At 68.5% G+C, this 14,780-nt stretch carries 9 protein-coding genes and 1 riboswitch; of the genes, 2 read left to right on the top strand and 7 right to left on the bottom strand.

Features of this window, described 5'->3' with window-relative positions:
• Positions 1–11: 11 nt before the first annotated feature.
• The 7 genes from BQ8420_RS24630 to BQ8420_RS24660 form a co-directional block, all read right to left on the bottom strand.
• A complete protein-coding gene (locus BQ8420_RS24630; RefSeq protein ID WP_200816088.1) occupies positions 12–791 on the bottom strand; it encodes an electron transfer flavoprotein subunit beta/FixA family protein in 780 nt (259 codons plus the stop codon).
• 429 nt (positions 792–1,220) lie between these two features.
• The gene (locus tag BQ8420_RS24635) at positions 1,221–3,470 is read right to left on the bottom strand and encodes a serine/threonine-protein kinase (protein ID WP_235006468.1); all 2,250 of its coding nucleotides are present in this window, start codon (positions 3,468–3,470) and stop codon (positions 1,221–1,223) included.
• Between the two features lie 389 nt (positions 3,471–3,859).
• Positions 3,860–4,660, bottom strand: coding sequence for an enoyl-CoA hydratase/isomerase family protein (locus tag BQ8420_RS24640; protein ID WP_200816089.1), 801 nt, complete (start codon positions 4,658–4,660; stop codon positions 3,860–3,862).
• Positions 4,661–4,706: 46 nt separating this feature from the next.
• Positions 4,707–5,432, bottom strand: a complete 726-nt coding sequence (locus BQ8420_RS24645) for an energy-coupling factor transporter transmembrane protein EcfT (protein WP_087101648.1) — start codon at positions 5,430–5,432, stop codon at positions 4,707–4,709.
• Complete coding sequence (locus BQ8420_RS24650; RefSeq protein WP_087101650.1) at positions 5,429–6,970, bottom strand: ABC transporter ATP-binding protein; 1,542 nt, start codon at positions 6,968–6,970, stop codon at positions 5,429–5,431. The genes BQ8420_RS24645 and BQ8420_RS24650 overlap by 4 nt, the downstream gene beginning before the upstream one ends.
• Positions 6,971–6,972: 2 nt before the next feature.
• Positions 6,973–7,614 (bottom strand): ECF transporter S component, encoded by a 642-nt coding sequence (locus BQ8420_RS24655; RefSeq protein ID WP_087101652.1) that lies wholly within the window; start codon positions 7,612–7,614, stop codon positions 6,973–6,975.
• Positions 7,615–7,690: 76 nt separating this feature from the next.
• Positions 7,691–7,798, bottom strand: a riboswitch (TPP riboswitch).
• Positions 7,799–7,886: 88 nt separating this feature from the next.
• Entirely contained in the window at positions 7,887–10,034 is a 2,148-nt protein-coding gene (locus BQ8420_RS24660; RefSeq protein WP_087101654.1) for a transglycosylase domain-containing protein, read from the bottom strand.
• Between the two features lie 761 nt (positions 10,035–10,795).
• On the opposite strand from BQ8420_RS24660, the gene BQ8420_RS24665 reads away from it, so the two are divergent.
• Positions 10,796–12,763 carry an alpha-1,4-glucan--maltose-1-phosphate maltosyltransferase gene (locus tag BQ8420_RS24665; protein WP_087101655.1) on the top strand — a complete coding sequence of 656 codons (1,968 nt, stop codon included), beginning with the start codon at positions 10,796–10,798 and terminating at the stop codon, positions 12,761–12,763.
• Between the two features lie 100 nt (positions 12,764–12,863).
• Positions 12,864–14,780 carry a maltose alpha-D-glucosyltransferase gene (gene treS, locus BQ8420_RS24670; protein ID WP_087101657.1) on the top strand — a complete coding sequence of 639 codons (1,917 nt, stop codon included), beginning with the start codon at positions 12,864–12,866 and terminating at the stop codon, positions 14,778–14,780.

The following is a 14,780-nucleotide window of genomic DNA, read 5'->3' on the forward strand; positions in this document are numbered from 1 at the left end:
CTCTCGTCTACCTACACGAACTTCTTCTCGGCGAGGAAGTCGGCGGCCTTGACGCCACCGTCGCCCTCGTCCTTGACGATCGTGCCCGCGGCGCGCGGCGGCGCGGCGGCGAAGTCGACGGTCTCGGTGGTGGCGTTGGCCAGACCGACCTTGCCGGTGTCGATGCCCGCGTCGGCCGCGGACTTCTTGTCGACCGGCTTCTTCTTCGCCTGCATGATCAGTTTGAAGGACGGGTAACGGGGCTCGTTGATCTTCTCGACGACGGAGACGACCGCCGGGAGCTGAGCCTCGATCACGTCGTAGCCGTAGTCGGTCTGACGCTGGATCTTGATGGCGCCACCGTCGACGTCGACCTTGCCGGCCAGCGTGAGCTGGGGCAGGCCGAGGTACTCGGCGAGCGCGGCGCCGATGACACCGGTACGGGCGTCGGTGGACTCCGAACCGAGCACGACCAGGTCGAACTCAAGGGTGCCCAGGGCCTGCGCGAGGGCGTAGGCGCTCTGGATGGCGTCGGAGCCGTGCAGCGCGTCGTCGTTGACGAAGACTGCCTTGTCGGCGCCCATGGACAGGGCCTTGCGGATCGAGTCCGTGGCCTGGTCCGGGCCCATCGTCAGGATGGTGACCTCGCCGCCGTGCTTCTCCTTGAGGAGGAGGGCCTCCTCGATGGCGTACTCGTCGAGCTCGTTGATGACTCCATCGGACGCTGCGCGATCGAGCGTCTTGTCGTCCGCGTTGAGCTTCCGTTCGGTCGCCGTGTCCGGGACCTGCTTGACCAAAACGACAATATTCATGGCCGGTGGCCGACCTCCCTGCACTCCCATATCCGCCGTCTGGCGGGTGGGCGCTGGCGCGCCCCGATACTGCCAACAATGCCGAATGCCGTTCGATCATCCGACGGCGGGTCCCGTGTTCACGTCAACATCGGCCCGCTCATGTGCTCATACACCAGATGTTACTGGCTAGTAGCTTGAAGGCCAACCCCTGGCCTCCGGGTTCGACTTAGGAAAGCCTGACCAAAGAGTGCCCGGAAGTCGCGATAACCCCTCCGGAACGCCGCCCACCAGGGACGACGATCGAAAGGGCGGTGGCTTCACCCTCCACTCTAGTGACCGGTCCCACTGTGCCGGCGGGCGCACCACCGTCACAGTGCCGGTGTACCACCGGAAAAGGACGAACGCCCTCCCTCCCACCGGGAGGAAGGGCGCTGGTCACCGATCGGGTCAGGAGAACCAGTCGGCCGGGCCGGTGAGCGAACCCATCTTCCAGATCGGGGCCGAACCCAGACCGATCGACAGGATCAGCAGGGTCAGCAGCACGAGGCCGACGACCACGCCGATGTACAGGTACAGGTTGTGGAAACGGACCCGCTCCACCAGCCACACCGCCTGGTGCCTGGCCTCGCGCCCGCTCGGCAGGATGTAGCTGAGCAGGATCATCACGAACACGGCGAACGCGCCCGTGTAGTTGGCCCCGTCGTTACCGGTCTCCATCATCGTGGCGTAGACCATCCCGACCAGGATGCCCGCCACCAGATAGATCAGACCGAAGCCGACCGTGCGCAACACCATGCGGCCGAAGGCCCAGGGGAAGCTGAGCGCCACCACCATGCTGTCGGAGCTGCGCTGCCCTCGGGTCTGCAAACGTCGAGCGTGCTCGGCCTTGACCACGTCCAGGGCGCTCAGGCCGGCGATGACGACGATGCCGAGGATGATCCCGAACCACGGGAACCACAGGGCCACACCGGCCAACGACAGCATGATCGGGATGAGCACCAGCGGGTGCATCCGCCAGGCCTCGTCGTACCCGTCATCGCCGTACTCGTCATCGGAACCGTGACCGCGGAAGTAGTCACCGAAACGGTCGCCGCCGCCTCGCTTGAAGCGGCTCAGCAGCCCGCCACGCTCGTTGTAGTCCTCTTCGTCGAACTCCTGGGTGGTGTTGCGACGACCCTGCCGGTCGACCGGGGTCAGGATGTCCTCGAAGGCGCTGGGATCCAGCGGCGAGTTGAAGAACTGGGTCTGCTGGACACCCTCGGGCCCGCGCTGCGGAGCCTCCGCCTGGCCCATCATCATGGTGCCCTGCGGGTCCTCCTGCTGCCGCGCCACCTCGCCCGGGTCGAACCGCTGGGTGCCCAGCACGTCGTCCTGCCCGGTCGGGATCCGCTGGGTGCCCTGCGGATCGTTCAAATCGTCGGAGGAGGACGGGGTGAGGCGTTCGGTGCCCGCCATGCCGCTCAGGTCGTCGGTGGCCTCGTCGTCGCCCCAGCCGGAACGTCCACCCCCCAGGTCGTTGGTGGCCTCGTCGTCGCCCCAGCCGGAACGTCCACCGCTCAGGTCGTTGGTGGCCTCGTCATCGGCCGAGTGACCGGCCGAGTGGGCGTGACTCGTCTGCGGCGCGGAAGGGTTGGCCCACGCGCCTTCGGTCGAGGTCGGAGCGCCGCGGGTGTGCGGTGGCCCCCACCCCTCACTGGCGCTCTTGCCGAGCAGGTAGCCCGCGGCACCGCCGGCGGCCGCACCGCCCAGCACCGAACCCATACCGCCGCGACCACCGGTGTCGGTGCCCGCGCCCGGACCGGGTGTGCGGCTGCGCACGGTGTGTCCACCGGTCTGGTCGATCGGCCCGATCTGCGGTTCCTGCCACGGCAGGTCCAGGTTGAGCAGGCCCGTCTCGGTGACCAGCCCGGCCGCGGTGGGACGCGCCCGCATGTCGCGGGAGACCGCCCGGTTGACCAGGGGGCGCAGCGCCTCGTGCATCCCGTCCAGGTCGATCTCGCCGTTGAGGATCCGGAAGAAGATCACCTCGAACGAACCCGCGCCGTAGGGCGGGCGACCGGTCGAAGCGAACGCCACCGTGCCGCCCCACGCGTGCACGTCGGTGGCCGGGCCCAGGTCGGTGCCCTCGATGACCTCCGGGGACAGATAGCTGGGGGTGCCGACGAACGTACCGGTCTGGGTGAGCTTGGCGCCGTCCACCGCGTGCGCGATGCCGAAGTCGATGACGATCGGCTCACCGTTGGAGATGATCACGTTGCCGGGCTTGAGGTCGCGGTGGATCACATCCACCTCGTGGATGTCCTTGATCGCCCGGGCCATACCGGCGACGAAGCGGGTCAGAGCGCGGCCGCGCAGGGGACCGTGGTCGGTGACCGTGGCGTCCAGGGTGGGTCCGGGGATGTACTCGGTGACCACCCAGGGCAGTTCGGCCTGGGTGTCCGCGTCGATGACCTCGGCCACATTGGGGCTCTGCACCCGGCGCATCGTCTCGACCTCTCGGGCGAGCCGCGCGCGTGCGATGTGGTCTCCGGCGACCTCCGGCTTGAGGACCTTCACCGCGACGAACTGGTCGGTCCGGGGATCCTCGGCCTGGTACACCACGCCCATACCGCCCGCACCGATGCGGCGACGGATGACGTAGTGGCCGATGCGCTCCGGCAGCTCCTCACCCGTGGGGAAACCTGCCGACATTGCCATCGAGAACTCATCCCCTCAAAAGACCGCATACCGCCACGTCCAGCTTATCGGCCGGGGGGATGGGTCACCATTGGCTTGTTCGGCCCCGGAGGGGCCTCGTATGGTCTGTCGGTTCCGACGGAGAGCGGGCGCCGAACACGCCTCGGGGCTCCGGACGAACCGTCCGTCCTGGGACGACCAATGACGAGTATGACGGAAAAACAGCGTGCGCGGTTCCCCCGCCCCCGTCCCGTCTGGCCGGATCCGGTCGACCGCCCCGACCCCTGTCACGCCACTGAATATGACAAAGGTCCATTGTCGTGGCAAAACGTGGCAAAGGGAAGTTCAAGCATGCGGCGGGGCGCCGTAGCGAACACGCGACGCCCCGCCCCGAAACCCGTTCACGTCCCTCAGCGACCGCTGAACTTCGCCTTGCCCGGCCCCTCTTCGACGAAGCTGCGCATGCCGGTCTTCTGGTCCTCCGTGGCGAAGAGACCGGAGAACTGCAGGCGCTCGATCTCCAGGCCGGTGTCGAGGTCGGTCTCCAACCCGCGGTCGATGGCCTCCTTGGCGGCGGCCAACGCGATCGCCGGACCGTCCGTATACCCGGCGACCAGCGCGACGGCGGCCGTGTAGACGTCCTCGTCGGCGACGACCTCGTCTACCAGACCGATCCGCTCGGCCTCGTCCGCGCGCACGTGACGGCCGCTGAAGGTCAGGTCCTTGGCCTTGGCCGGACCGATCAGACGCGGCAGGCGCTGGGTGCCTCCGGCGCCGGGGATCACACCGAGCTGGATCTCGGGCTGCCCGAGCTTGGCCTTGGTCCCGGCGACCCGGAAGTCGGCGCACAGCGCCAGTTCACAGCCGCCGCCGAGCGCGAAACCGCTGATCGCCGCCACGACGGGCTTGGGGATCCGGGCTACCGCGGTCAGCGCGTTCTGCAGGGCGCGCGAGTAGTTCAGCATCTGCGCGTGGCTGAGGTCGGCCATCTCCTTGATGTCGGCCCCCGCCACGAAGGCGTGCTCACCGCCGTACAGCACGACGGCGCGCACGGAGTCATCGGTCGACACCCGGGCCGCAGCCTCGGCGATCTCCTCGGTGACCTGACCGTTCAGCGCGTTCAGCGCCTTGGGTCGGTCGATACGGATGACGGCGACCGCGGGGTTCTCCGGGTCGGCCTCCACGCGAACGAACTCGCCCACGTTGTCCACCTCTTCGTCTCGGTGTCAGTGTTCGGTTGTCACCCAACCACGCGGGTCAGGAGAAGAGCAGCACCAGGGTCCCCAGCCGGGCCGAGGTCGTGTAGGCGACGACCAGGAGCAGTGCGGCGCCGATCAACAGGAGCGTGTCGGCGGCGCGCCAGCGGCTGACCCGGGCGTGGGTGCGCGGCCCGGTGCCGAAGGCCCGCGCGTCCATGGCGGTGGCCAGCAGGGTGCCGATCCGGATGGAGCGCACCAGTAGTGCGAACAGTCGTCCGAAGAACAGTCGGACCACGCTCAGCGGGTTGTATCCGGCCTCCAGGCCTCGGGCCCTGCGGGCCAGGGTGATGGTGCGCCACTGGTCGGCCAGCAGCGGGATGAGGCGCAGCGCCGCGAGCACGCCCATGGCCGGGCGCTCGGGCACCTTGAGCCTTTGCACGAGTCCGTCGGCCATGTCGGTGGGGTCGCTGGTGATGGCGGCGAGGAGTCCGGGCAGGGCGATGGCCAACAGGCGCACCGCCACCCCGATGGCGCCTTCCAGGCCCTGTTCGCCGTACAGGTAGTTGACCGTGGCGCTGCTCAGGCCCATGAGCAGGAAGGGTCCGGTCAGGATCAGCAGGGTGCGGCGGTCCACCCCGCTGAAGGGCACGCACAGCAGGACGGCGGCCAGCACGATGCCGCCGGTGACCACGTCCACGGCGGGGACGAGTGCGATACCGATCCCCAGGGCGGCGATCAGTTTGGCCGCGGGGTTGAGTCCGGTGAGCCGGGGACCGGTGCTCACACGTCCTCCTCATCCGCTCGGCCGGCGGCGACGGGCACGGCGCGCCCGTCGGCCACCCGCACGCGCACGTCCGTCAGATTGCGCAGGAGCAATCGGTCATGGGTGGCCATGGTGATCGCCCGGCCCTGGGTGCGCAGGTCCGCCAGGAGCTCCACCAGCTCGGCCCAGGTGCGGGTGTCCTGGCCGAAGGTGGGCTCATCCAAGGCGAGGACGTCGGGGGCGTGCGCGGGACCGGAGCTGAGCGCGGTGGCCACGGACAGACGACGTTTCTCCCCACCCGAAAGCGTGTACGGGTGCACGTGCGCCAGGTGGGTCAGACGCAGCCGCTCCATGAGTTCACCGACCCGGCTCTCGATCTCGGCCTCGCCCAGACCGGCCCGCAGCGGGGCGAACCGGAGTTCGTCGCGCACCTCGGCGGTCACGAACTGGTCCTCGGCGTGCTGGAAGACGGTGCCCACGTGACGGGCCAGACGCCGGGCCGGCCATCGGGCCAGCGGACGTCGGTCGACCTCCGCCAAGGGTCCGCACGGCACCACACGCCCCCGGTGGGGCTTGGACAGGCCGGCCAACAGGGTCAGGAGGGTGGACTTGCCCGCGCCGTTGGGGCCGGTCAACGCGGTGACGGTCCCGGCGGACACGGTCAGGTCCACGTCTTCGAGGACGGTGCGCGCGGGCGCGGCCCGCACACCCAGTTGGAAGGGGGTGCGCGCGATCACGCCCTCCGCCGCCAGCACCGGCGCTCCGCCGGGGGCCGGGGAGGGGTTCGGCGCGGGTTCCTCGCCGGGTACCCACACCCCCTGTTCGGCCAGGGACCGACCGTGTTCGGCGAATACCTTCGCCGGTGCCCCGTCGGCGATCACACCACCGCCGGGTTCGACCACCACCACCCGGTCCACCAGGTCCATGACGTCGGCGACCCGGTGTTCCACGAGGACGAGGGTCGCCTCGCTCTCGACGAGCAGGCGGGCCAACAGGTCCCGGACCAGCGCGGCTCCGACCGGGTCGAGGTTGGCGGTGGGCTCGTCCAACAGCAGCAGACGCGGTCGCATGGCCAACGCCCCGGCGATGACCAGGCGCTGCTTCTCGCCGCCGGACAGGGCCCCGGTGGAGTGTCGGAGCCCGTAGGGGAACCCGACCTCGGCCAGGGCGCGTTCGACCCGCGGCCAGATCTCGCCGCGCGCCACTCCCAGGTTCTCCAACCCGAACGCCACGTCGTCACCGGCGCGTGCCATCACCAACTGAGCCTCGGGGTCCTGCGCGACCAGCCCCACACCGCCGCGCCCCCGGGAGGCGGGCTCGCCGTCCACCCGGAGCATCCCCTCCTGGTCGCCGCCGATGGCGCTGTCGGGCCCGGTGAGGCCGGCCAGGGCGTGCAACAGGGTCGACTTGCCCGCGCCGGAGGCACCCAACAACAGGACCCGCTCGCCGGGTTCGACGACCAGGTCGACTCCGCGCAGGGCGTGGGCGGCGCGGCCCGCGTGCTTCCATCCCCACCCGGAGAGTTCCACACGCGCGCCGCGCGCGTTCGGGACGGCCACGGTCAACCCTTGGCCGAGGGGAAGGGGGCCAACGCGCCGGATCTGGCCAGGGCCGTGGTGAGCAGGCGACCGCCCACCCCCGCGATCAACGCGCTGCTGATCAGGACCAGGACGCCGTAGACGAGCTGGTGGGAGAGCGGCCAGGTCGCGTAGTAGACGACGGCGTCACGGATGGCAGGGGAGATCGCGGCGGCGGCGCCGGCCAGGGCGGCCACGCCCATGCCCCAACGGCGGTAGAGGAAGAGCAGGAAGACCAGCTCGGGCAGCAGCCCCTGCATGGCGCCTTCCAGGACCACCGTGATCCCCCACTGGGAACCCAACAGCGCCGAGACCGAGGCCGCGGTGATGGAGGTGAGCACGGCCGCGCCGGAGCGTCGGATGATCAGTCCACCGAGGACGCCCGGAAGCAGCCAGACCCCGTAGAGGATCGCCTGGGCCGGGGGGAAGAGCACGAACAACGGGCCGGTGATCGTCCAGACCACGCCCCACAGCCAGAACACCACGCCCACCGCGGCGCCGATCACGGCCGCCACGACGATGTCCACGGTGCGCCAGGCCTTGAACTCGGCGAGGATTCCGTCCTTGATCCGGCCGAGGAATCCACGGAGCCCGCCGGTGCGCCCGAGGTCGGTGTCGATACCCATCGAAAAGAGATCCCTTCGTCGAGTCCGACGAGGGGGAATGCGGCCAAGAGCGCCACCCACGCCGACGGCGTGGCGATGACGGATTCCCACGACTTCCTTCGCCGGCATGACCCGGATCAGGTGTGTAAGGGTCTGCGGTCCGATGCCGCACTCTCAGCGCTCGCGCGCTCCCCTGTCGGTTCTCCTCCATTATGCGCCAACAAGGAGGGCCGTGGGATGTTTCCACCCCACGGCCCTGTTTCCCCTCGGTGTTCCCCTCGGTCCCCCGCCGCTCAGGCGTCGGAGCCGGAGTCCTCGTCATCTGATTCGGGAGGCTTGGCGCTCGGGTTTCCGAAGGCCCCGGGGGATCCCGCGAAACCCTCGGCCTCCAGGTCCGCGGTGCCGCCCCGCATGCTCTCCTGCCAGATCGGACCGGGCAGGGTGCCCCCGTAGACGACGCCGTAGTAGCGGCCGCCGATGGTCACGCCCCGCAGCGGATACTGTTCACCGCCGCGCACGTCACCGACGACCACGGCCGAGGCGAGGTTCGGCGTGTACCCGGCGAACCAGGCGTAGGCGGAGCCGTCGGTGGTGCCGGTCTTGCCCGCGGCCGGTCGGCCGATGCCCAGACCGTTGGCGGTGCCGCCCTTGAAGGGCTGTTGGAGCAGGTGGTTGACCCCGTCCGCGGTCTCCTTCTTCACGGCTCGTTCGCAGTGGGAGTCGGCGGTGACCCGGTCACCGGTGCCGTCGTCCCTGACCGCGCGGACCGGACGCGGCTCACAGCGGACTCCTCGGGCGGCGAAGGTCGCGTAGGAGTTGGCCACGTTCAGCGGGGACACCTCCTGGTCACCGAGGGTGAAGGAGCTCCACACCCCCAGCTCGCCACCGTCGGCGCGGTGCACCCCGACGGCCTCGGCGGTCTCGGAGGTCTCGCACAGTCCGACCCGCCGCTGCAGCTGGGCGAAGTAGGTGTTCACCGAGCCCTTGGTCCCGCTGAGCATGTTGTGACCGCCCTCGTCGCTCTCACCGGCGTTGCTGACGCTCCACGAGGACATGGTGCCGCCCTCACAGTTGGACATGCCGCCGATCGACAGGCTCTTGGGCGAGTCGAAGCTGGTGCCGTATCCCAGGCCGTTCTCCAGGGCCGCGGCCAGGGTGAAGGCCTTGAACGTCGACCCGGCCTGGTAGCCGCCGGAGCCACCGTCCGCGTGGTCCACCGACAGGTTGATCGAGGTGCTCCCGACCTCCTCGTCGTCGAACCCGTAGCGCAGGTTCTGGGCCAGGGCGCGCACCCGACCGGAACCGGGCTCGACCATGGCCTGGGCGGAGAACTTGGTGGAGTCCTCGTGCGGGACCCGGCTGTCGATGGCCTCCTGGGCGGAGTCCTGCGCCGCCCGGAGCAGGCTGGTCTGGACGGTGAAGCCGCCCCGGGCGATGCGCTGTTCGCGCTCGGCCGGGGTGTCGCCGATCAGTTCGGACCCGGCCAACCAGCGCATCGTGTAGTCGCAGAAGAACGGGTACTCGCTCTCGGAGCAGCTGCCCGCGCGCGGTGTGGGGTCCACGCCCAGGTCCTTCTCCTTGTGGGTGGCGGCCTCTTCGGCGTCGAGGTGACCGGTGGCCACCATCCGGTCCAGCACGAGGTCGCGACGTTCCTTGGTCTCGTCGGGGTTGTTGATCGGGTCGTAGTACGAGGGGGCGCGGACCAGCCCGGCCAGCGTCGCGGCCTGCCCGGGGTCCAGTTCGGCTGCGGTGGTCGAGAAGTACCGTTTGGCGGCGACCTGGACACCGTGCGCGCCGGACCCGAAGTAGGCCAGGTTGAGGTAACCCTGCAGGATCTCGTCCTTGGTGTAGCGGTCCTCGATGTCGATCGCGTAGCGCAGCTCGGCGAGCTTTCGGGTGATCGTCTGGGCACTCGCCTGCTCGACCTGTCCCTCGGTTTCGGCGGTCTCGATGAGGAGGTTCTTGACGTACTGCTGGGTGATGGTCGAACCACCTTGCGTGTTCCCTTGAGCGGTACGTAGGGCGGCACGGAAGACACCGCGCAGGTCGAGACCGTTGTGCTCGTAGAAACGGTCGTCCTCGATCGCCATCATGGCCTCGCCCATCCAGGGGCTCATCTCGTCGAGGTCGACCACCTCGCGTTCGCGTTGGGAGACCTTGGCGAAGGGTTCCCCCGAGTCATCGGTGAGCAGGACGCGGGACGACGGGTACGGAACGTCGAGATGGCTGGGCAGGGACATGAAGCCCGCGGCCGAGTCCCTGGCCACGATTCCGGCACCACCGACCAAGGGGATGACCAGGGCCGCGGCCAGCAGCCCGGCGATGAGGCCGAGCCCGGACAGGCGCAGGAGCGCCTCGCGCCGGTCTTTGTCTGAGTCCCCTTCCAACCTCGCGGTCCCGCCCTTCAACAGGGCTCGGGCTCTGTCCCCGAACCGACCCATGCGGCTGGACTCCGTCACGTCGCCCCCCTACGGCCGTGTGCCGCCCACCGCCTCGTGATGGTGGGCACTGCGTCGACCACACTCGCAGTCGCGCCGCAAAGGAAACTGCGTCAAATCGGGCGTGTCACCGAAAAGCTTCCTCAATCCCTGGCAAAGCGCACAGAAGCACCAGAGCGCGACCACTGTGGACTGTTCACGAGAAACCGATCAGAATTCATCTCGACTTCAAGACGAGTTTCCCGACTAATTCACCAACGCGGGAACCGCTTCGGTCGAATACGTGACAAGTGATCCCTAAGGGACTCAACGGACACATGGGGATGTCCGGAATCCGCCTCGACTCGCCCGAGGCGCATTCGGTCATCCCTACCCGCATGAACCCCGTGGTCAACATGGGAGAAGAATTTTCGGACTTTTCGCGAAGAGGCACGGGAAAGCGACCACAGAAACCCCTGAATCAGTAGTGCCCAACTGCCTGATTTGCGAGGTTTTCCAGGGTGAAACCCGACAAATACCAGGTCCGGCCCGGAGAGGCCAGTGTGATGAGGATCACATTAATTATCCGGCCCCGGCACTCCGCCAAACCCCGCTATAGGGCCGACGATAGACAGCGGAGGGCACCGAAGCCGCAATCTGGACAGTTTCCGATCCAGCACTTCGTCGAATCCGTCCTGCGTTGGATGAACTTCTGATTATTTCCGCACGCGAGTCACCGCGTGCTGCCCAATAACGCCCGAACCACGACAATGACGGTGTAGCCAATGATCGGACGACTGCCCATCCTCGATATCTCTCCAGAGAACAATCTCGGTCCGGTGAAAGCGGTCCCCGAAGAACGTTTCACCGTCGGCGCGACCGTGATCCGCGAAGGGCACGACTCCCTCGCGGCGGGCGTTGTCGTCCACTCCCCCCGAGGACGCCGGCAGCCTCTCGTCCCGATGCGCGAGAAGGCCCCGGGGACCGACCGCTACGAGGCCGAGATCAGCCTGCCCAGTGAAGGTCAGTGGTCCTTCTCCGTCGAGTCCTGGAGCGACCCCTTCGCCACCTGGCTCCACGTCGCCCACGTGAAACTCCCCCTCGACACCGACACGGACCTCGTCCTGGAGGAGGGCGCCCGCCTGCTCGCCCGGGCCGGCCGCCGCGTCCCCCGGGACCCCGCCTTGACCAAGGCCGCCAAGGTCCTGCGCGACACCTCCCTGTCGCCCATGGAACGCTTCGAGACCGCCGTCACCGACGACGTCGTCTCCGCCATGGAACACCACCCCCTCCGCGAGCTCGTCACGAGGTCGAAGCGGACCAAGGTCGTCGTGCACCGCGAGCGCGCCCTGTTCGGCTCCTGGTACGAGTTCTTCCCCCGTTCGGAGGGCGCCCAGGTCGACACCGTTCCCGGCCGGGAACTCTCCGGCACCTTCGCCACGGCCGCCAAGCGGCTGCCCGCCATCGCCGACATGGGCTTCGACGTGGTGTACCTGCCCCCGATCCACCCGGTCGGCGCCGCTCACCGCAAGGGCCCGAACAACACTCTGCACGCGCGCGCCGGCGACCCCGGGTCGGTGTGGGCCATCGGGTCGGTCGACGGAGGCCACGACGCCGTCCACCCGGACCTGGGCACCCTCGCCGACTTCGACGCGTTCGTGGCCGAGGCCGCCGAACACGACCTGGAGATCGCCCTGGACCTGGCGCTGCAGTGCTCCCCCGACCACCCTTGGGTCACCGAGCACCCGGAATGGTTCACCACCCGCGTCGACGGCACCATCGCCTACGCGGAGAACCCGCCGAAGAAGTACCAGGACATCTACCCGCTCTGCTTCGACAACGACTTCGAGGGCCTGTACGCCGAGGTCGTGCGAGTGGTCCGGCACTGGATGGACCACGGGGTGCGGATCTTCCGGGTGGACAACCCGCACACCAAGCCCGTCGCGTTCTGGCAGCGTCTGCTCGCCGACATCGCCCGCACCGACCCGGACGTGCTCTTCCTGGCCGAGGCCTTCACGCGCCCCGCCATGATGCGCACCCTGGCCAAGGTCGGGTTCCACCAGTCCTACACCTACTTCACCTGGCGCAACGGCAAGGACGAGCTCACCGACTACCTCACCGAGCTCGGGCAGGAGAGCGCGCACTACCTGCGGCCCAACCTGTTCGCCAACACCCCCGACATCCTCAACGCCTACCTCCAGCACGGCGGCCGTCCCGCCTTCGAGGTACGCGCGGTACTGGCCGCGACGCTCTCACCGACCTGGGGAATCTACTCGGGCTTCGAACTGTGCGAGAACTCCCCCGCCGCGCCCGGCAGCGAGGAGTACCTGCACTCGGAGAAGTACGAGTACCGCCCCCGCGATTGGGCGGCGGCCGACGCCTCCGGCACGACCATCGCCCCTCTCGTCACCCGTCTCAACGAGCTGCGCCGGGCCCACCCCGCCCTGCGCGAACTGCGCAACCTTCGGTTCCACCACGTGGACCGGCCGGAGATCGTCTGCTTCTCCAAGCACCGTCCCGGCTCCCCCGGTGAACCCGACGACGCCGTCATCGTCGTCGTCAATCTCGACCCGCACCGGGCCCATGAGGCCACGGTGCATCTCGACCTGCCGTCGATCGGCCACACGCGGGAGGAGGACCTCAAGGTGACCGACGAATTGACCGGCCACTCCTACACATGGCGAGCCGGCAACTACGTCCGACTCGACCCGGCGACCGGGCCCGCGCACGTGTTCACCGTCAACGGCAGATAGCGGGTCGGGGTCACCGGAACACGGCGGTCGCAGCACCGTCGTCGCCCGGCTCCCGCACGCCTGTTGATCCGATGTCGAACATTTTGGTGGGGAGTAGTAGATGAGCAACGACGAGTCCGGACCCGGCGCACACGAGCACGCCGAACACGGTCCGCTCGCGCCGGCCACCGGGGCCGCGACCGGCCCGCTCATGTCATCGGGAGGTACCAGTGAACCCCACTGGTACAAGCACGCCGTCTTCTACGAGGTACTGGCCCGGGGGTTCTTCGACTCCAACGGCGACGGCACCGGTGATCTCTCCGGGCTGGTGCAGAAGATGGACTATCTCCAGTGGCTCGGGATCGACTGCGTCTGGTTGCTCCCGATGTACGAGTCCCCGTTGCGGGACGGCGGTTACGACATCTCGGACTACTTCAAGATCCTCCCGGAGTTCGGCAACACCGCCGACTTCGTGGAGCTTCTCGACGAGGCGCACCGGCGCGGCATCCGTGTCGTCACCGACCTGGTCATGAACCACACCAGCGACCAGCACCCGTGGTTCCAGGCCTCCCGTGAGGACCCGGAGGGCCCCTACGGAGACTTCTACGTGTGGTCGGACAGCGACGACCGCTACGACGAGGCGCGCATCATCTTCGTCGACACCGAGACCTCCAACTGGTCCTACGACGAGGTACGCGGCCAGTACTACTGGCACCGCTTCTTCTCGCACCAGCCGGACCTCAACTTCGAGAACCCGGCGGTCCAGGAGGCGATCCTGGAGGTGCTGCGCTACTGGCTGGACCTGGGTATCGACGGTTTCCGTCTGGACGCGGTGCCCTACCTGTACGAGCGCGAGGGCACCAACTGCGAGAACCTCAAGGAGACGCACGAGTTCCTCAAGCGGGTGCGCGCGGAGGTGGACCGCCTCTACCCGGACCGGGTGCTGCTGAGCGAGGCCAACCAGTGGCCCTCGGACGTGGTCGACTACTTCGGCGACTTCGAGTCCGGCGGCGACGAGTGCCACATGAACTTCCACTTCCCGCTGATGCCGCGCATGTTCATGGCGGTCCGCCAAGAGCAGCGTTTCCCCATCTCGGAGATCCTCGCCCAGACCCCGCCGATCCCCCGCAACTGCCAGTGGGCGATCTTCCTGCGCAACCACGACGAGCTGACCCTGGAGATGGTCACCGACGAGGAACGCGACTACATGTACGCCGAGTACGCCAAGGATCCCCGTATGCGCGCGAACGTGGGGATCCGACGGCGGCTCGCGCCCCTGTTGGACAACGACCGCAACCAGATCCAGCTGTTCACCGCGCTGTTGCTGTCCCTGCCGGGGTCCCCGGTGCTGTACTACGGCGACGAGATCGGCATGGGCGACAACATCTGGTTGGGCGACCGGGACGCCGTGCGCACGCCCATGCAGTGGAACTCCGACCTCAACGCCGGGTTCTCGCGTGGCGACCCGGCCCGCCTCTACCTGCCGCCGATCATGGACCCGGTCTACGGCTACCAGGCGATCAACGTGGAGTCCCAGCGGGAGAACCCGGGTTCGCTGCTGAACTGGACCCGCCGCATGATCCAGATCCGTAAGCGGCACCCCGTGTTCGGCACCGGGGAGTTCACCGAGCTGAACGCCACCAACCCGAGCGTGTTGGCGTTCATCCGCGAGCACGGCGACGACCGGATGCTCTGCGTCAACAACCTGTCCAAGCACCCGCAACCCGTGGAGTTGGACCTGTCGCGCTACGCGGGTGTGAGCCCGGTGGAGTGCGTGGGCGGAGTCCGTTTCCCGGAGATCGGTGAGCTGCCGTACCTGCTCACCCTTCCCGGCCACGGTTACTACTGGTTCCAGTTGCCTCCGGAGCACACGTCCGAGGCAGAGCCCGAGCGTGGTGAGGGCGTGCCCTCGTACGGGCTTCCCGCGGCGGGGCTGAGCACACCGGACGCCTTCGACACCGGCCACCGCACCACAGCCACCGACCGGCCCGCCGGCGCGAGTCGCGACCGTGGCGGGAAGGGAACCAGGCCTCTCTGA

Source organism: Nocardiopsis sp. JB363 (assembly GCF_900143625.1).
Classification (GTDB): domain Bacteria; phylum Actinomycetota; class Actinomycetes; order Streptosporangiales; family Streptosporangiaceae; genus Nocardiopsis.